The following is an 18,132-nucleotide window of genomic DNA, read 5'->3' as shown; positions in this document are numbered from 1 at the left end:
GAATTCCCCTTTTCTAAATTTAATATGGAAGAGTATTGTGTACCGTTATGAGACATCACGTTTGACGAACAGGGTGTGCGAAAGAAGATGCATGACTGCCAGATGAAGTCCTATAAAAGCCAGAGAGAAGCCGAGCGTCATGCCTTTCACCGCCGGATCACCCAAGAAATAACCGCTAAGATCGGAATGGGAGAAAATAAAGAAACGGGTCCACGGCCAGCCGTTCATGGCGATGGAAATAACAAATCCGGCCACGGAGACGAACAAGGGAATGACGATAGCAAAGATAGGACTGCGAAAACCCGCAGATATCATAAAAGCCAATGTAACTGAAATGAGCAGAAACGGCAGATGGAACAAGTAACTGCCAAGGATTGAAAGCAGCATGGGCGTTTGGTGCACGGTGTGATCCCGCACATACATATAGCTGTCTCCAAGACCGCCCCAGCCGAACATGATTCCCCCGAACAGCAGGGAGAGCAGAAGGCCGAGCAGCGTCAACCCCAGTCCGAACAGGATCGCGGCAATATATTTGGCGGTATACACCTCTGTCCGGCTGGCCGAGCGGGTCAGCAGCAGCTTGATCGTGCCGGACACAAATTCGGCAGCTGCAATCTCTCCGGCAATAATGATTGAGATCAGCGAGACGGCAAATATAATGTTTCCTGAAAGATCCCCCGCAAAGCTCCAGGCATTCGTCTCAGGCGGCAAATTATGCTGCAGGGAGTACTCGTTCAGCAAAATGTTTTTCTCCGCCTGCCGTATTTCAATCTGCAGCGCATCCGGTTCGGCAGCTTCCTCTGCCAGCCGATGATTCTCCTGCTCAAGCTGCGACCTCCAGTCTGCCGCTGCGGTTCCCCCATCTCCAGCACGCACATTGATGATCTGAAGGATGACGAAGACCGCAACGAGAGCAATGAGCACCCAGGTACGTTTTCTTTTGTAAATCTTCATATTCTCATTTCGGATATAGTTGATCAGCTTCAATGTCCTTGTCCTCCTGTAATCTCAAGGTATTTGTCTTCAAGCGTCCGCTTCACCGTGTTCACCCCGTATACGTTGATGCCTGAATCCAGCAGCTTCTGGCTGATTTCGGGAATGCGGTTCTTGGGTAGGCGTACACGAAGCTGGTTGTGGCCGGCAGTAATTTCCGCGCCTGACAGGAACGCTTGCAGTACTTGCACCGCCAACTCCGGCCGGTCCACCTCGAACTGGACGAGCGCGTCATCCTCCTGAACCAGCTCCGACAAACGATGCACTCCGATCAGCTTGCCTTGCTGGAGCACGGCAACGCGGTCGCACATCATCTCCATTTCGGACATCAGATGGCTGGAGATCAGAATGCCGACATTCTCCTGGCGGGCCAGATTCTTCAGATGCTCCCGCAGCTCGTGGATGCCCGCCGGATCAAGGCCATTGGTCGGTTCATCCAACAGCAGCAGAGAGGGCTTATGCATCAGCGCTACAGCCAGGCCGAGACGCTGCCGCATCCCCAGCGAGTAGGTACTGACTTTTGCAGAAATGCTCAGCTCCAGTCCTACAAGCTGGATAATCTCCTTCAGCCGGTCCTCGGTGACGCCCGGACTCATTCTTGAGAAGAGGATCAGATTGTCATATCCGGATAAATATTTGTACAGATCGGGCTGTTCCACGATAACGCCAACCTTGCCCATAGCTGCGGAGAATTGCTGCCGGGTGTCGATTCCGTCAATAATGACCTGTCCTTCCGATTTAGAGACGAGTCCCACGATCATGCGGATTGTCGTTGTTTTTCCAGCTCCGTTGGGGCCCAGCAGGCCCATGATTTCTCCTTTTTCCATTTCCAGTGATACATGGTCTACAAGAGTTTTGCGGCCAATGACCTTGGTCAGATCCCGTATTTGAAGCAGCGGCAAAGCTACCCCTCCCTTTTCCAAATGATTGTAGTAGGATATAATTCTGCATATCGCTTAGCTGAATCCCGCTGCCCATAACCTACCAAGCGGACTGTCATATTGAACAGTTACTGCGTGTCATATGCTGGATGTGACAACAGATCAAGCTGAATTGGAGATGCTGATTGATGCAAAAAAATAAAGCCCGGCGGGCGTGGCAAGATCTAACCGTTCTGCTCTTACGCCTGTTATGGAGCATAGCGGTCGTTATATTGATGTATCTGGATAAGCCGGATTTCCCGCTCTGGCTGGTGCTGCCAGCGGTATTGCTGGGCGGCTTATTTCCTGCATGGGTTGGACGGGATTTCAAGACGCGGTATATTCTTCTGGAATTTATATTCGCAGGCGGGATCGCGTTCGCGCTGGCGTACTATTTTGGCTTAACGCGATTATTCCTGCCTGCTGTAATGATGCTTGCCTTCCATACCCGGGGCAAGGCGCACTTATATACGCTTCCAATCACCTTATTGCTGTACAGCTTAAGCGCCGGACCCGCGATAGGGGAAGGACTGTCGCACCCGCTGATCTGGAAGAGCCTGTCGGACGGGTTGTTTGTCTACGCAGCCGGATATGGATTGCAGATGGGAGCGAAGTCGATCAACACGATCCGGCAAAAGCTGACGCTAGTCAACGAGCAATATACCATTCTGGAGCAGTATTCCTCTCAGATTGAACGCATGACCCTGCTGGAGGAGCGTTACCGGATGGCCGGGGAAGTGCATGATACGATTGGACACAGCTATACTTCGATGATTCTGGGTCTGGAAACGCTGAGGCCGCATGTAGCCACGCAGGAAGGAGAGCATAAGCTTCAGAGTGTTCTGGAGCTAGCCCGCAAGGGGCTGGAGGATGTGAGGCGGCAGGTCCATCAGATGGACCCGCTGGAGGAGCCGGTGACCTTGGACCGGGCTTTAATGCAGATTTCCGGGCAGTTCGAATCCAATACGGGGGTCGCATTGTCGTTCCGCACGATGGGCGAGCCTTATGCAGTGATTAAGCAGGCCAAACATACGTTATGCCGTTCGCTGCAGGAGGCACTGACCAATGCCAGCAGGCATGGGCAGGCGAGCGCCATCCGGGTGGTCCTGCAATATGATCCGGCCCAGCTCATGCTGCAGATTCAGGATAACGGCAAGGGAACTGCTCAGCTGCGCTACGGCTTCGGCCTCACCGGTATGAAGGAGCGTCTCGCGGCATTGCAGGGCAAGCTATATATTGATTCCCAGGAAAATGACGGCACCTTGGTAACCTGTATGATACCGAATCAGACGCAGGAAGGGGAGCGGCGGATTGATATCCTGCTGGCTGACGATCAGCCGCTGGTCCGCGAGAGTCTGAGGCTGCTGCTTGGAGAGGAGAAGGATTTCCGGATCCGTACTGCCGCGAGTGGCAAGCAGGCACTGGAGCAATGCGCCGCCGAGCAGCCGGATATTGTCCTGATGGATATTCACATGCCGGAAATGGACGGTCTGGAGGCTACCCGGCAGCTTAAGGAGAAGTGGCCGGAGATCCGGGTCATTATCATTACAACCTTCGAGGAGATTACCTATGCGGCGGAAGCGCTGCGGCTTGGCGCTGAGGGCTATCTGCTAAAGGCACTCCATCCGAAGGAATTGGCGGCGACGATCCGCCTGGTCTACGGAGGCGGGACGATGATCTCGCAGGAGGTGGCCCAGCAGCTGTTCCAGGATCAGCAGTTGGACACTTCACTGAATCCGTATGACCTGACCGAGCGGGAGCTGGAGGTTCTGCAAGAATTAACGGAAGGGCTGCGCAATAAGCAGATTGCCCAAAAGCTGCATCTGTCAGAGGGAACCGTCCGAAACTATATTTCGGCGATTTATTTGAAGCTTCAGGTGGGCGACCGCGACGAGGCCGTAGAGAAGAGCAGGAAAGAGCAGCTGGTGCAGCCCCGGGCATAGATTTAAGATAAGCCTGATAGCTGGCGGATGCCTTGCTAATCATACAACGAAGAATACAGCAGTCGGCCCGGAGGCCGGCATATGGAGGATATTATGCTAATTCAAATTATCGGCGTGGGCAAATTGAAGGAGAAATACCTGATCGACGGCATCGCGGAGTATGCCAAGCGGCTGACGCCGTACCTCAAGCTCCAGCTCATCGAAGTAGCCGATGAGAAAGCGCCCGACAACCTGAGCGCCGCAGAGGTTGTCCAGGTTAAGGCACGCGAGGGCGAACGCATCCTCGCGCACATCAAGAGCGAGGCGCATGTTATTGCGCTCGCGATCGACGGCAAGCTCTGGAGCTCCGAGGAGCTTGCCGCAGAGATCGACCGGCTCGGCACCTACGGGACGAGCCATGTCGCCTTCGTCATCGGAGGCAGCCACGGGCTCTCCGATGAGGTCCTGCGCCGCGCCCAGCAGCGCATGAGCTTCGGCCGCATGACGCTGCCCCACCAGCTCATGCGGCTGGTGCTGGTGGAGCAGGTGTATCGGGCGGTGAAGATAAACCGGGGGGAACCGTATCATAAGTAGCGGCGAAGGGTGGAAGCCGGTCGCAGAATGCAGTCGCTCAAGCGATAGGAGTTAACATTATAAAGGGTTCCTCGGATGACACTTCCCGCTCTAACGTAAACATCACTCGTGCGGAACGGTCTGCGGTGATCGGTATTCGGCACAGAAAGCACAGACACGGCTCCAACTGGCTTCGCCGTTGACAACGATATTCCGGCATGGGCCAGGGGCGAAGTAATCCCAAAGATTACGATTAACTAATAGCCGTATGCACCTGTAGTGAATTTGGTGTATTCTTATCTTTAGCGAGACTTTAGAATATTACGGATCCTACCAATCATGTTATTTACTTTTAACACAGATCTTAAATGATAAAAAGGAAGAGATTCAATGGGAAGAAAACAATCTTTTACTGAGACAGAGCTACTTGATACGACAAAAAAATTAGTGCTTGAGTATGGGTACGACGGTTTTCATCTCAAGTTGCTCTCACAGCATCTGTCAGGAGCCCGAAGCACTATTTATCAGTATTATTCTAATAAAGAAGAGATCGTGGCTGCTTGTATGAAGCGTGTAATAGCAACAGTACTAGACAATGCATCAGCAATTGATGAGACTGATCCTATGGACGCTCTCGAGCAGTTACTTCTCATTTACGTAGAAGAATATAAGCTCCATCAACTATTGGGAGATGCCAGTAAAATAAATACGGCTAATTCTACTGCAGCAGCGAGGGATCTTGAGTTTATTGAGGAAGCACATAAGACTCTTAAAATACAATTGTCACGCTTGTTTGAACGCGCACAACAGGAAAAAAGCCTGAGACAGGATATCCCACTTCCTGTACTTATTGGTGTTTTTTTTAACTTAATTGATACGCCTAATATGTTGAATATCCCTGTACCTGATTGGGGAAAGCTGTTGTTTCAAATGTGGATCGGAGGAGCCAAGAGCTAGCCTCAGTCTTGGATTTAATTTGACACAAGTGTCATTTATATTGTTTAATTAATGTGACGAGTGTGATAGTATTTCTAATTTGACACAAGTGTCAAAAAATGTAGAGATAAGGAGTTGGAAAAGAAAATGTTTTTAGCTATGAAAGAATTGATGCATAGTAAAATGAGATTTTTAATGATCATCATTATTTTTGTACTAATTGCTTGGTTGGTATTTATCTTGTCAGGTTTGGGGAATGGATTATCTACGCTAGCTGCGTCAACATTCAAGACTATGAAGGCTGATTATGTCATTTTTGAAGAAGGGTCCCAGTCCTCAATGAGTAAGTCGCTGCTGTCTGATCAATTAATGACGGAGGTGGAGCTACTACCAAATGTGAGTGCTGCCGCACCTATGGGAAGTACGATGGCAACGGCGTTGAAGGAACAAAGCACCAAGAATGAAGATAAGTTGGATATCGCGATTATAGGAATTAACCCAGGAAGCTTCTTGGAACCGGCTATCGTAGAAGGGGAAGGCCTATCTTCTGAGAACCCTACTGGTGTCGTAGTAAATTCGTCCATGAAGGATGAGGGATATAACATTGGTGACACTTTTCAATTAGATGCCACGACGGAATCATTGACGATTATCGGATTTGTCGAGAATCAGACCTATAACCACGTTGCATCAGTATTTACTCCAATGGTTGAATGGCGGAAGATTACCTTTGCGGCTCCGGGTTCGGATAAAGGAGTTGCAGGGCCCGTTAATGCGATAATGTTACAAGGCAAGGATATCGATCCAGATTTAATTAATAGTAAGCTATCAAATACGGATACGGTTAACCGAGCGGCAGCCGTTCAAGGAATGCCAGGGTACAAAGAAGAGAACGGTACTATTTTAATGATGCTTGCATTTCTGCTCGCTATCTCCGCATTCGTGCTTGGGGTGTTCTTTTATGTAATTACGATGCAGAAGACCAACCAGTTCGGCATTATGAAAGCTATAGGTGCTAGTAACAGGTTCTTGGGCAAAGCCATTGTATCGCAAGTGTTTGTTCTTTCGCTGACTAGTATTGTAGTTGGAATCTTACTGACTTATGGAACTGCTACCATTATGCCGAAGGGTATGCCATTCAAGCTGGAAACTAGTCTTGTCGTCACGTATTCTGTTATTTTGCTAATTATCGCTATGTTAAGTTCGATGGTATCTGTTCGCAAGATTACAAAGATTGATCCGCTCAAAGCGCTCGGGAGGGTTGAATAATGACTAAGGGCTTGCAATTGAGTGAAGTCACAAAGTATTATGCCGAAGGAAGCAATCGGATCGCGGCACTCGATCATGTGTCAATATCAGTGGAACCGGGCGAGTTTGTTGCTGTAGTTGGACCGTCGGGTTCAGGTAAAAGTACGTTTTTGTCTATTGCTGGAGCGCTACTTAAGGCTTCAGAAGGAGAGGTTAAGCTGAATGAACATAATATTTCTACACTTACTGGCAAAGAACTAGCGAATATAAGACTACAAGAAATCGGATTTATTATGCAATCATCGAATTTGGTTCCCTATTTAAATGTTCTTGATCAATTGCTAATAGTAAAAAGGATGTCGGGAAAGGTTAACAGGGAGGATAAGGAATTCGCCACTAAGTTGCTGGAAGAGTTGGGTCTGGGCTCGAAGTTAAAAAGCCTTCCGGAAGAGCTATCAGGTGGTGAGAAGCAACGGACAGCGATTGCTCGTGCTTTAATTAATAATCCCAACATCATCTTGGCGGATGAGCCGACAGCAAGTTTGGATACCAAGCGCGCCCATGAAGTGGTCAGTCTAATTGCGCAAGAGGTGAAGTCACGCCGGAAAGCGGCGATTATAGTTACCCATGATGAGCGTATGCTTGAATATTGCGACAAGGTATACCGGATGGAAGATGGGAAATTGTCGTTGGCTGAATCGTCAAGATCAGGGGTGTACCCAAGTTTCGTTCTTTAGATGTTACGGAGAACCGTATCACAAGTAGGGGCAAGTTTTTTGAAAGTCTTGGAATATTTTGTCTCGCCTGTATCATACCTTTGTACAAGAAAAAGGCCCCCTATTGGCAAGGGGCCTTTTTCTTGTCTATGCCATTACCGCTTTTTGGGACCAAACGAGCCTTCTTCGTGTATTAGAAGTTTTCTAATACAATTTTTCCAATGGATCGTCCAGTTTCCAACTTCTCATGAGCCAAACGTAGGTTTGCTGCATTAATGGGTTCTAGTCGTTCATTTAGTGTAGTTTTTAATTTACCATCATCGATTAAGTCCGCCAGGCGATTCAGCAATTCGTGTTGTTTAATCATATCTCTGGTGTGAAACAAGGACCGTGTAAACATGAACTCCCATACAAACGTTACACTTTTAGAAAACAGCAAGTCCATTTTCAAGTTTCCTGCCCAGGTAGCCTTGTCTGTAGGAACGATACAGCAAATTTTACCTTGGGGGGTAATGGCGTCCGCCATATTCGATAGATGTTGTACAGTTTCATTCAAGCAGAAGATATAATCTACGGTATCTATACCGAATTCCTTGAGCTGAGGTAGAAAAGGGTTATTGTGGTTTATTATAAAATCCGCGCCTAGACGTTCGACCCACTGAGTTGACTCTGGGCGCGAAGCAGTAGCGATGACAGTCAAACCTGCTAATTTGGCAAGCTGAATGGCAATCGATCCCACTCCTCCAGCTGCACCGATAATAAGTATACTTTTGTTTACATGTGCGTTTATGCTAATTCCTAAACGATCAAATAGGCCCTCCCATGCAGTTATCGAGGTAAGCGGTAATGCGGCTGCGGCTGCGAAATCCAAACTTCTGGGCATATTTCCTGCAATTCGTTCATCAACCAAGTGAAATTCACTATTACTGCCTGGTCGAGACACACTTCCCGCATAATAGATCTTATCCCCAGGTTTAAACAATTGACAGTTAGGACCGACTTGTTCTACGATTCCGGCAGCATCCCAACCAAGAATCTTCGGTGATTCGGCTTCGTAGTTATGATTTTCGCGAATGCCTACGTCTGCAGGGTTGACAGAGATTGCTTTTACATTTACCAGCAAATCGCGGCCTGTAGGTTCCGGTTTATCCAAATGCAGATCAATAAGGCTTTCCGGATTGGATATTGGGAGGTATCGGTATGCGCCGACTGCTTTTATCTTTTGGTGAGTATTCATGATATCCATCCTCTCAAATAGGAAATGTTGTACAATTGCATTGTAAATCAATTCGATTGCTTTAAGTAAGTACGCATATTTTTATGATATAGTATTAAAAATCAAACCGTTGGGGGGATAAGCTGATGGGAGACCGAAGAAACAAATATGGAGTGAATCCCGATATGCAAGCATGTCCGGTTGAAACAACACTGGATATTATTGGTGGAAAATGGAAGGGGATCATTCTCTATCAGCTCATGGAAGGAACGAAAAGATTCAATGAATTTAGGCGCCTCAATCCGGGAATTACACAGTTTATGCTCACACTGCAGTTAAGAGAGCTTGAACGGGATGGCATTATTCATCGAGAAATATACAAAGAGGTTCCGCCAAAAGTAGAATACTCCCTTACTGATTTCGGAAGGACTTTGGAACCGGTCATTGTGTCTATGAAAGCATGGGGGGAGTCTTATAAAGTGCGGATTAATGAAAATCGAACGATACAAGGGGCGGAGAGTTAAAGGCAAGTTAGGTAAATCCAGGCGGTGGGTACAAGGCCACTAAATATACAATGCATGTTTTATAATTCAAAGGCCATCCCCATAGGGTGGCCTTAAAACTCGCCTCTTCTATTAGCGCGGTGAACCGTATCATAATTAGGGGCGAGTTTTAGTGGAAACTGCATAATAGGTGTGGAGAAGGTTGGCATGGCAAGGAAACGCTCACACAAGCTGAGATGATCAAGGGGTGAGTATTTGAGGTAACTCATTTATCGTTTCCTTTGATTCCCTAGTCTCTTTTCATTTATTTTTGTATAACAAAGTTGACTTTATGTATAGTTTGGTATACATTGTGTTTAGTATACTTTACTAAAGGCGGTGTCGTACATGACTTATCAAGAAAAGAAGAGCATCGTATCGCTAATCAGCACCATACTCATTTTTACAGTGTATTTGCTGTACAGGTACCCACAGTATCCCAATGAAGTGTTGGATTCAAAAGTAACCTTCCATTACTGGGGATCCTTCATTCTTGTATTGACCTTGGTTTCCATCGCGGCACATATCGTGATCAGCATTGTTTTTAACATCATCTTCCGTATGACGACGGGTGAAAAGGAACCTACATTCGCGGACGAACTGGATAAGCGCATCGACTTGTTGGCCTTTCGAAATTCATTTGCTATGTTTGTCAGTGGCTTTCTTCTGGCTATGGGCTCATTGGTTATAGGCCAGCCTTTGAAGGTGATGTTCATCGTCCTAATCGTCGCTGGATTTCTTTCAGACGTAACCGGTTCAATATCGAGACTGTATTACTACAGGAGAGGATTCTAAGATGGGCAAAGTTCTTGTTGGCAATTACATCAGAAAATTACGATTCAATCTTAATGAAATGACCCAGCAGCAGCTGGCCGACAAGGTAGGTGTAACCAGACAAACGATCGTAGCTCTTGAAAAAGGAAATTACTCTCCTTCACTGGAGTTAGCCTTTCGTATTGCTCACGCCTTTAACTTGCCGCTCGAAGAGGTATTCTTTTACGGGGAAAACTCAGAGGAGCCATGAGGGGAATAGATAGGGGGTAAAGGATGAGAGCAATTGTATATGCCAAATACGGATCGCCTGATGTGCTTCATCTGAAGGAGCTAGAGAAACCTACACCGAAGGATAATGAAGTCCTTGTCAGAATATATGCGGCAACGGTAACAGCGGGGGACTGGCGTATGCGAAAGGCCGACCCATTCCTTGCAAGATTGTACAATGGTCTCTTAAGGCCCAAAAAGGTAACGGTATTGGGGTTTGAGTTAGCTGGGGAAGTTGAAGCCGCAGGCAAAGATGTAACACGATTTAAGATTGGTGATCAAATATTTGCGTCTTGTGGTTTTGGCTTCGGTGCATATGCCGAGTACAAATGTCTGCCTGAAGATGGGTTGGTGGTCATGAAACCGGTCAATGTGAGCTATGAGGAGGCTGCCGCTGTTCCCGTCGGGGGGATAACCGCGTTGAACTTTCTAAGGAAGGGGAATATCGCGAGCGGAATGAAGGTCCTTATTTATGGAGCCTCTGGAAGCGTGGGGACTTATGCGGTACAGCTTGCCAAGTATTACGGGGCAGATGTAACAGGGGTATGCAGTACTTCTAATCTTGAGATGGTAAGATCTATAGGAGCCGATCGGGTCATAGATTATACGAAACAGGATTTCATGGCGCTTGAAGAAAGCTATGATTTAATCTTTGATGCCGTTGGGAAAACGATATCTAAAATCAAAAAATCCACATTCAAAAAAGCATTACGTACGAACGGGAAATATGTGAGTGTGCATATGTCACAAAAGCCTCGCGTTGAAGATCTTATCTTCCTACAAGAGCAACTTGAAGCGAGTAACATTAAGCCAGTTATCGATAGACGCTATTCGCTGGAACAAATTCCTGATGCCCATCGTTATGTTGAACAAAAACATAAAAAGGGGAATGTCGTCATTACTGTAAGTGAAACTTGCCGTTAGTGGCAGCGTGGTGAACCGTATCATAAGTAGGGGCAAGTTTTTTGGGAGAAACTCGCAGAAGTCTGTATTTACAGCATGCCGACGATAGGAGCAGGGTAAGCCATACTCTGGTCGGAACGATGCGTAAACAGGCGTCTGCGAGTTTATTTGTACTAATTTGTACTATAGAATGACGATGTACCTGGAAGGGGACTTTTGCCGATTCACAGCAAAAGCCCCTTCCGCCGTTTTGACAGAAGGGGCCAGTTCAAAAAAATGCTGTTGCACCTGAGGGTTGAATTCCAGTTCGATGCTTCGTATGTCTTTCGGGACGCCGAAGTGAATCTGCCTGATGACGCTCTGGAAGAGGGTCTTTTGCGTCTCCGGGGGAGAAGAGTGCAGCAGCGAGTGGAATTGGCCTAGCAACTGCTGCACTAGCTTCACAGGAATCGGGTCGGAGGTACATTCCATGAGCCGCTGATCTACGTTGGTTTTACGCTCAAGGAGGCGTTCGTTCTGTTTCTTGAACTCGCTTAACCGCTCGATCAACAGGCTTTCGTCTACACCGTCCCTTTCGTACAGCTTGAAGTATTTTTTGCGCTGCGCGTCAATGGCGGCAAGCTCCTTGTCGATTGCTTCCTGTTCCTTTTGCAAAGGAACCACGTTTACGGTCCGGTCTTTGTTCAGTTTCCGCACAACGTCCTCCACAATTTTTGGCCTTTGGACCACCTCGGCCAACCGGTCAAAGACGTATTGCTCTACGTCGTCCGCCTTTACTGAGTTGGAACTGCACACTCGACGGCCTCCGTTTCGGAAGGCAACATATCTGCTTCAAAAAACGTGGTTATGGCGCTGGGGCATTACTTGACGCTGTAGACCCTTTTTTTGTTCTTTCCGCTAGCTTCGTAATCGACTTAATGTCTTGATCGGTTAATTGATCTAAGAAATGCTTGCGTATCGCCTTTGCGACTATGGGACGGGCATCATCCAATGCTGATTTTCCAGCGGAAGTGATGATGACTTGTACGCCACGATCTTTGTCCAATGATTTCCTCAACACAAGTCCGCGCTTTTCCATCCTCGTCAGATGATGTGACAATCGGCTCTTATCCCAGTCCATGGATTCGGCCAGCTCCTGTTGGCGAAGGCTGCCGTCCCCCAGAAGGTTTAACCGATCCAATACCCCATAATCGCCCTCGGATAGTCCGGAGTGCTCGGACATCTCTTTAATTACACGACCGAAGATGCTGTGAAAGGAGCCTTTCCACAAATACCATAATTGAATTTCTTCTTCGTTCAGTTCGCTCTTATCCATGGGAATATAATAGTATGGTTGACGTGTCAACTTCAATATGCTAAAGTTGCTAAAGGTTGACATGTCAACCATACTGATATTGAGAAGACCAAGAAAGGAACATCTATTATGAAAATGAACGTAAGTACGTTTACTCCAGTCATCTCGTTAAAGCCGGTAGTGCTGTCAGCCCCGGGCCGCGGTGAGGATTTGCAAGTGCGGGTATCAGCGCCAGCGATGGGGAGTCAATTGCCTATTATTATTTTCTCGCATGGCTTTGGTTGGTCGTTGGATGGCTACGGTCCGTTAGTCGACTACTGGGGTGCTCACGGCTTCGTGGTCATTCAACCTACCCATCTCGACTCGAGGACGCTGAATCTTCCTCCTGACGATCCCCGCACACCACTGATCTGGCGTTTCCGCGTCGAGGACCTGAAGCTCATCCTTGACCAACTTGATCTTATTGAAGTTTCCGTTCCAGGCCTCAGCGGACGTCTTGACCGAAGCCGTATCGCCGCAGCCGGACACTCGTGGGGAGGTCAAACGGTGAGCATGCTGCTCGGTGCGCGCGTCCTCGATGCCTACGGGGAACCGGGAGAGGATATGTCCGACTCGCGTATTAAGGCGGGCGTATTGCTTGCCACGACCGGACTGGGCGGGGCTGACTTGACTCCGTTCGCGGCAGAGCACTTCCCATTTATGAACCCGAGCTTCTCTGACATGAGGACGCCGTCCCTGGTGGTAGCGGGGGATCATGACCAATCCCTGCTGTCTACTCGGGGGCCGGACTGGTTCACCGACCCCTATTTCTTGAGTCCGGGCAGCAAGAGCCTGCTCACCCTCTTTGGGGCAGAACACTCTCTTGGTGGAATTTCCGGGTACAACGTTGCGGAAACGACGGACGAGAACCCCGAACGAGTTGCTTTGCTCCGGCAGCTCACGTGGTCTTACCTTCGCAATGCGCTCAATCTCGATGATTCCAGCTGGCTGGCAGCCCGGAAAGCTCTGGAGGAGGGCGCTAATCCGTTAGGTCGCATCGAATCCAAGTAAGAATAATTGATCAAAGCGATCTCAAAGAAGGGACCATCCTGCAAAAGGATGGTCCTAAAACTTGCCGTTACAGACAGCGCGGTGAGCCTTATCATAAGTAGGGCGAAACTTAGGAGGATAAGGAATTCTCCCCGGGGCTGGGGAAGAAAAAAACCTCAAAGAAGTGGTTTGGCTCTATGTGACGAATAGTGAAACCACACAGTTTTTCTAATGTAAAACGATTATTCAAATTTTCCCAATACGACTCATGCGGAGGTGAACTTGACTGGAGCATTTTTATGACTTGGTTCAATTGGCATTCTCGATTGCTCTCATCTATTCCTTAGTATTACATCCATTCGCCTATTTTTCTTTACAAGAGATACACTATGGTCATCCAGTTGCTCCAGCCGGTTTAACTTGGTTTGTGGCTGTCAGACTGTCGCAACCGAGCAGCATTCAGCGGTGGAGAGTACGTACCGCCAGACGAAGAGAAGCACCTGATGAAGAGGCCAATGGTCCTTCCCCACATTGATATTCCATACTTTCAATTAGGGAGGACAACGATGAAAAAGATTGTATTGCTTCAAAAATGGGCCAAGCCCATTCTCGTCATGCTGATAGGAGTTATTCCGATCATTGTGCTCAGCGGGTGTTCGACAGCATCCCAATCAAACTCGATTAATTCCGATTCATCAGGGATATTTAACCACTTTCTTATTTATCCATTTTCGATCCTGATCAAATTCTTCGCGGATACATTTCACGGAAACTACGGATTATCGATCGTGCTGATGACTTTTATCATCAGACTTGCGATCATGCCGCTCATGATGAATCAAACCAAGAAACAAATGGACATGAAAGAAAAGATCGCCGTCCTCCAGCCGGAGTTAACTGTACTTAAGGAGAAGTATAAAAACGACGTTAGTAGGGATGCAAAAAAACAAGAGCAAGTCGAGATGATGCAGCTCTACCAGAAGCATCAATTTAATCCCTTAAACATGGGGTGTTTACCGATGCTTCTCCAATGGCCGATCACCCTCGCATTTTACTACGCCATTCGTCGTACCCCAGAGATTGCAACTCACGATTTTTTGTGGTTTAGCTTGGGGAAAACAGATATGATTTTGCCGCTTATTGCCGCTGCGGTGTATTACGTTCAGTTCCGCGTGTCTCAATCCATTTCAGCGCAGGTTCAGCAAAATCAAAATAACCAGATGGCTTTCATCGGATTGTTGTCACCGATCCTGATGGGTATATTCTCTTTTCAGATGCCTGCCGCGTTACCATTATATTGGGCGGTGGGCGGTATATTCATTATCGTACAAACGATCATACTCAATAAAATGTACACGAAGCCAAATGTAGTGAGTAAAAACTTACCCACAGGTGTAAAAGATTACCAGTAATAAAACAGACTAAAAACAGAGCATCTGAGGCGCGACCTTAGATGCTCTGCCTTTTATGTTGGCGGCTGCATCGGAATGAAATCCTGCACGTTCCCGAAATCAAAGATAAACTTTCAGTATAATGAAATCCTACTTTTTAAAGGGTATCGGAACAAAATCATCGTTAGCAACAGCAGCGGGACAAACCTGTTGCCGTCTTATTGACAAAATCAATCTCATTTCTGATCCCTTTATGGGCGTCATTCCACAGGCCCTTTGTCAGGCGAATGCGCAGCAGGCATGTGTTAGGGTCTTCGTCGTTATTGGCTTCGTTATACCACTCGGCGAATATTGTGCGCAGCTTTGTCATCATCTCCGCGTTTTTCTCGTCACATACCCAGCCCAGGTTTTCACCGATACCATCGGCCGTAAAGTTTTCGACGATGATACAAACGGCGACTTCGGGGTTTTGGGCGATCTGCTGCATCTTGCCTGAGGTCGCGTAAGTGACGGTGTAGAACGCGCCGTCCTCATAATAGGCGTCCACAATGCGGGCGGCGGGACGGCTTTTGCCATTGGCCCCCGGTTCCAGCGCGATGGTAGACAGAGAGATTAGGCCGTCTTTGTTACCCACTTGTTCTTCCAGCAGCTTCATGGCTTCGTCGTACTTGCTCATTATATTACCTCCTAAAGTGTCATAAGGCATATACTGTTAGCTTATCATTGTAAAATTTTAGTGCATGTGAAGAATAATACGATAAAATGTTAAATCGCTATCTTAATCCTCCACTCGACTTAGGTATGGTTCAACTGATAGAGCCTTAAAAATACTATACTTAGCAATAGTATAAGGTACTCGAGCAGGTGCCCTTCGATTTCGTTCTATAGATGTTATGGTGATGCGTATCGCGCAGCAGGTACAGCAAAAAGTTGAGTTGAAATTAGAAGCAGCAATGCTAAAAGTGACAGTAGGTACGTAGGTCACAGCACTCAACTCATTTGGAGTGGCAACACTTTAGCCGTTCAATCTTGGACGGCTCATTCTGTATACAATAAGCACAAGCACCCGGCTATGGTATATTAGAGCATATGGGGATCTTGTGATGTATGAAAGGGGAAGGACTTTATGGTTTGCATGGGATTCGGCTTGATTACCGAGGATGTGCGCCGTCTGCGGGAATTTTACACAAAGGTGCTGGGTTGCCCTGCAGAGGGCGATGATATCCACACCGAGATGCAGTGCGAGGGACTGCCATTTGTACTGTACGATAAGGCGGCCTCCATCGCCGATATGGCATTTTCGTATGATGACACCATGGGGCATGGGCACACCACCATCTCCTTCCGCGTGGAGGATGTGGACGCCCAATACGCCCGGCTGCAACAGATGGGCGTCGCCTTCATGACGCAGCCATATACCTACCCATGGGGTGCGCGCAGCGTGCATTTCAGGGACCCGGACGGAAATATCGTGACCTTGGTTACTCCGCCGAAACGGTAGGCATTCGTGGATATCGATTCAATCAAGCTCTCGCTGCTGAGGTATGATTCAACTGATAGAGTCTTAAAATAGTACACTTAGCAATAGTATAAGGTACTCGAGCAGGTGCCCTTCGATTTCGTTCTATAGATGTTATGGTGAACCTTATCATAAGTAGGGGCAAGATTCTGTTGCACAGCATACCGTTTCGAGGGGGCAGCAATGAATAAAACAGACCGTTTATTAGCCATCGTGCTGGAGTTGCAAGGCAGGCAAGTGGTACGTGCCGAAGATTTGGCGGCCCTGTTTGAAACCAGTGTACGGACCATTTATCGGGATATTCAGGCGATCAGCGAGGAGGCGTACCGTTTATAGGCACTACAGGTACAGGGTATTCCTTAATGGAGGGATATTTTCTGCCGCCGATCAGCTTCACTTCCTGTGCATTTTGACTTAAGAGAGTATACCCCTCCGGATGAACGCCACTTGCGAGTTCATCTTCGATTTAATCATGACCTCGCAGATAAGGTGAAGGAATCCAACTATCATTACATTGAAGAAATGAAAGAGCATCAAGCTGGATTAGATGTGGTTTTACGCGTACGCCAACTGGATGAATTGCTGCAATGGGTGCTCGGCTGGGAAGCGGGTGTAATCGTATTGGAGCCTGAATCATTCCGGAATAAGATTCGTGAGGAAGCCCAAAAAATTTCAGAACGCTACTGACATAACGCTGTCAGTAGCGTCGTTTTATTATCGGGTATGTAAACATAAAGGAGTATAGGAAGGATGGTATTTTGTGAATTTTGCTTCTGTACGCATCATTACCGACGATGTGAATCGTCTCGTCGAGTTCTATGAAAAAGTTCTGGGTGTTTCGGCGGTGCACCCCGCGCCTGTTTTTGCCGAACTCGTTATGCCAGCATGTACCCTGGCAATCGGCCACTCCCAAACGGCGCAGCTATTCGGCGCTGGTTCCGTAGTGGCAGCGAGCAATCACACTGTCATCATCGAGTTCCGCGTCGACGATGTCGAAGCCGAATATGCACGCTTGAAGCCAATTGTCTATGATTGGGTAAAAGAACCGACCACGATGCCGTGGGGGAACCGTTCTATGCTGTTCCGTGATCCCGACGGCAACCTTGTAAACCTCTTCGAGCCGGTGACCGAGGAAGCGATTAAACGGTTTAGTGGCAGGCATTGATTAACTGATCTTCATGAGGGTCATGTCGAGGTCGTAGCTAATTAATAGGTTTGTCAATGTGGTCCTGATAGTAGTCAAAATATAACTGATTTTGCGTACCTCTCACGGCATAGAACACATCGGGGACAGACTTGCTCCGCTGCCGCAGGGTTTTGCACTGCGGGAACGGCAAGCTCGCCGCGGAAAGGCTTGCTTTCAATTAACTGGCACAGGGTGTCTGATTTTCTACATCAGGCACCCTACAGTGTTCACGTAGGATCACGACGCTATTATCTAGTATTTACTATGACTTCTTTCGTAAGTTCTTGGTATAGGGCAAGTTTCTCTTCGGCGAGAGAAGTCATGTAATCAATTTCTTGCCGCCTGGATTTCAGTCCCATCAGATGCTTCTCAAGGATTTCAATCCGTTTTTTTAAGGTAGGATTATAATTAGAAGGATTCTCCCCTTGTTGAATTTTATCCATTACACAGCCCTCACGAGTAAATTCCGTAATCTCCTCAAGCGATAAGCCCAATTTTTTTAGTTTATTTAGACATTGAATGTAGGAAACCTCGCTTTCTTTGTAGACACGTGCCCCTCCATTACTACGCTTGGGTTCATGTAGTACCCCGATTTTTTCATAATAACGAATCGTATAAGGAGTTAATCCCGTTTTTTCTGACACTTGACTTATCGTAAGCATCCGATTTCTGCCCCTCCTTTTTAATGCTGATATTGAAAAAT

General features: G+C 47.5%; 20 protein-coding genes and 1 pseudogene. 14 read left to right on the top strand and 7 right to left on the bottom strand.

What is annotated here, in order from left to right; translation table 11 throughout:
* Window positions 1–45: 45 nt before the first annotated feature.
* Together NSS79_RS33875 and NSS79_RS33870 are read right to left on the bottom strand one after the other, a co-directional pair.
* Window positions 46–987 carry an ABC transporter permease subunit gene (locus NSS79_RS33875; RefSeq protein WP_342437791.1) on the bottom strand — a complete coding sequence of 314 codons (942 nt, stop codon included), beginning with the start codon at window positions 985–987 and terminating at the stop codon, window positions 46–48.
* A complete protein-coding gene (locus NSS79_RS33870) occupies window positions 984–1,895 on the bottom strand; it encodes an ABC transporter ATP-binding protein (protein ID WP_342437790.1) in 912 nt (303 codons plus the stop codon). The genes NSS79_RS33875 and NSS79_RS33870 overlap by 4 nt, the downstream gene beginning before the upstream one ends.
* A gap of 167 nt (window positions 1,896–2,062) precedes the next feature.
* Between NSS79_RS33870 and NSS79_RS33865 the strand changes: the two genes are divergently transcribed.
* From NSS79_RS33865 to NSS79_RS33845, 5 genes are all read left to right on the top strand, one after another.
* On the top strand, window positions 2,063–3,856 hold the full coding sequence (locus NSS79_RS33865) for a hybrid sensor histidine kinase/response regulator transcription factor (RefSeq protein WP_342437789.1): 1,794 nt from the start codon (window positions 2,063–2,065) through the stop codon (window positions 3,854–3,856).
* A gap of 93 nt (window positions 3,857–3,949) precedes the next feature.
* The gene (gene rlmH / locus NSS79_RS33860; protein ID WP_076111861.1) at window positions 3,950–4,429 is read left to right on the top strand and encodes a 23S rRNA (pseudouridine(1915)-N(3))-methyltransferase RlmH; all 480 of its coding nucleotides are present in this window, start codon (window positions 3,950–3,952) and stop codon (window positions 4,427–4,429) included.
* A 369-nt stretch (window positions 4,430–4,798) separates the two neighbouring features.
* A complete protein-coding gene (locus NSS79_RS33855) occupies window positions 4,799–5,365 on the top strand; it encodes a TetR/AcrR family transcriptional regulator (RefSeq protein ID WP_342437788.1) in 567 nt (188 codons plus the stop codon).
* A gap of 126 nt (window positions 5,366–5,491) precedes the next feature.
* Entirely contained in the window at window positions 5,492–6,613 is a 1,122-nt protein-coding gene (locus NSS79_RS33850) for an FtsX-like permease family protein (RefSeq protein WP_342440493.1), read from the top strand.
* Window positions 6,613–7,329 carry an ABC transporter ATP-binding protein gene (locus NSS79_RS33845; protein ID WP_342437787.1) on the top strand — a complete coding sequence of 239 codons (717 nt, stop codon included), beginning with the start codon at window positions 6,613–6,615 and terminating at the stop codon, window positions 7,327–7,329. Before NSS79_RS33850 ends, NSS79_RS33845 begins: the two co-directional genes overlap by 1 nt.
* Before the next feature lie 172 nt (window positions 7,330–7,501).
* On the opposite strand, the gene NSS79_RS33840 is transcribed toward NSS79_RS33845, so the two are convergent.
* On the bottom strand, window positions 7,502–8,545 hold the full coding sequence (locus tag NSS79_RS33840; protein WP_342437786.1) for a zinc-binding alcohol dehydrogenase family protein: 1,044 nt from the start codon (window positions 8,543–8,545) through the stop codon (window positions 7,502–7,504).
* Between the two features lie 125 nt (window positions 8,546–8,670).
* On the opposite strand from NSS79_RS33840, the gene NSS79_RS33835 reads away from it, so the two are divergent.
* From NSS79_RS33835 to NSS79_RS33820, 4 genes are all read left to right on the top strand, one after another.
* The gene (locus NSS79_RS33835; protein ID WP_054942570.1) at window positions 8,671–9,048 is read left to right on the top strand and encodes a helix-turn-helix domain-containing protein; all 378 of its coding nucleotides are present in this window, start codon (window positions 8,671–8,673) and stop codon (window positions 9,046–9,048) included.
* Window positions 9,049–9,414: 366 nt separating this feature from the next.
* On the top strand, window positions 9,415–9,861 hold the full coding sequence (locus tag NSS79_RS33830; protein ID WP_342437785.1) for a hypothetical protein: 447 nt from the start codon (window positions 9,415–9,417) through the stop codon (window positions 9,859–9,861).
* Window position 9,862: 1 nt separating this feature from the next.
* A complete protein-coding gene (locus tag NSS79_RS33825) occupies window positions 9,863–10,090 on the top strand; it encodes a helix-turn-helix transcriptional regulator (RefSeq protein WP_342437784.1) in 228 nt (75 codons plus the stop codon).
* Between the two features lie 23 nt (window positions 10,091–10,113).
* Window positions 10,114–11,031 (top strand): NAD(P)-dependent alcohol dehydrogenase, encoded by a 918-nt coding sequence (locus NSS79_RS33820; protein WP_342437783.1) that lies wholly within the window; start codon window positions 10,114–10,116, stop codon window positions 11,029–11,031.
* 162 nt (window positions 11,032–11,193) lie between these two features.
* Here NSS79_RS33820 and NSS79_RS33815 read toward each other — a convergent pair whose 3' ends face one another.
* Entirely contained in the window at window positions 11,194–11,805 is a 612-nt protein-coding gene (locus NSS79_RS33815) for a hypothetical protein (protein ID WP_342437782.1), read from the bottom strand.
* A 49-nt stretch (window positions 11,806–11,854) separates the two neighbouring features.
* Window positions 11,855–12,355: a MarR family transcriptional regulator gene (locus NSS79_RS33810; protein ID WP_342437781.1), complete on the bottom strand. Its 501-nt coding sequence runs from the start codon at window positions 12,353–12,355 to the stop codon at window positions 11,855–11,857.
* A gap of 78 nt (window positions 12,356–12,433) precedes the next feature.
* Between NSS79_RS33810 and NSS79_RS33805 the strand changes: the two genes are divergently transcribed.
* Window positions 12,434–13,354, top strand: a complete 921-nt coding sequence (locus NSS79_RS33805; RefSeq protein WP_342437780.1) for a chlorophyllase — start codon at window positions 12,434–12,436, stop codon at window positions 13,352–13,354.
* A gap of 545 nt (window positions 13,355–13,899) precedes the next feature.
* Complete coding sequence (gene yidC / locus NSS79_RS33800; protein ID WP_342437779.1) at window positions 13,900–14,745, top strand: membrane protein insertase YidC; 846 nt, start codon at window positions 13,900–13,902, stop codon at window positions 14,743–14,745.
* 163 nt (window positions 14,746–14,908) lie between these two features.
* Here yidC and NSS79_RS33795 read toward each other — a convergent pair whose 3' ends face one another.
* Window positions 14,909–15,400, bottom strand: coding sequence for a pyridoxamine 5'-phosphate oxidase family protein (locus tag NSS79_RS33795; protein ID WP_342437778.1), 492 nt, complete (start codon window positions 15,398–15,400; stop codon window positions 14,909–14,911).
* 450 nt (window positions 15,401–15,850) lie between these two features.
* Between NSS79_RS33795 and NSS79_RS33790 the strand changes: the two genes are divergently transcribed.
* The 3 genes and pseudogenes from NSS79_RS33790 to NSS79_RS33780 all read left to right on the top strand — a co-directional run bounded on the left by NSS79_RS33790 (window position 15,851) and on the right by NSS79_RS33780 (window position 17,408).
* Window positions 15,851–16,225 carry a VOC family protein gene (locus tag NSS79_RS33790; protein ID WP_342437777.1) on the top strand — a complete coding sequence of 125 codons (375 nt, stop codon included), beginning with the start codon at window positions 15,851–15,853 and terminating at the stop codon, window positions 16,223–16,225.
* Between the two features lie 201 nt (window positions 16,226–16,426).
* A pseudogene (locus NSS79_RS33785) lies at window positions 16,427–16,930 on the top strand (WYL domain-containing protein).
* Window positions 16,931–17,003: 73 nt separating this feature from the next.
* A complete protein-coding gene (locus NSS79_RS33780; RefSeq protein ID WP_076283207.1) occupies window positions 17,004–17,408 on the top strand; it encodes a VOC family protein in 405 nt (134 codons plus the stop codon).
* A 269-nt stretch (window positions 17,409–17,677) separates the two neighbouring features.
* Here NSS79_RS33780 and NSS79_RS33775 read toward each other — a convergent pair whose 3' ends face one another.
* Window positions 17,678–18,091, bottom strand: coding sequence for a MerR family transcriptional regulator (locus NSS79_RS33775; RefSeq protein ID WP_342437776.1), 414 nt, complete (start codon window positions 18,089–18,091; stop codon window positions 17,678–17,680).
* Window positions 18,092–18,132: the final 41 nt, after the last annotated feature.

This window comes from Paenibacillus sp. FSL L8-0436, from assembly GCF_038593025.1.
Taxonomy (GTDB): Bacteria; Bacillota; Bacilli; order Paenibacillales; family Paenibacillaceae; genus Paenibacillus_AQ.
This window is presented reverse-complemented; position numbering and strand designations above follow the sequence as displayed.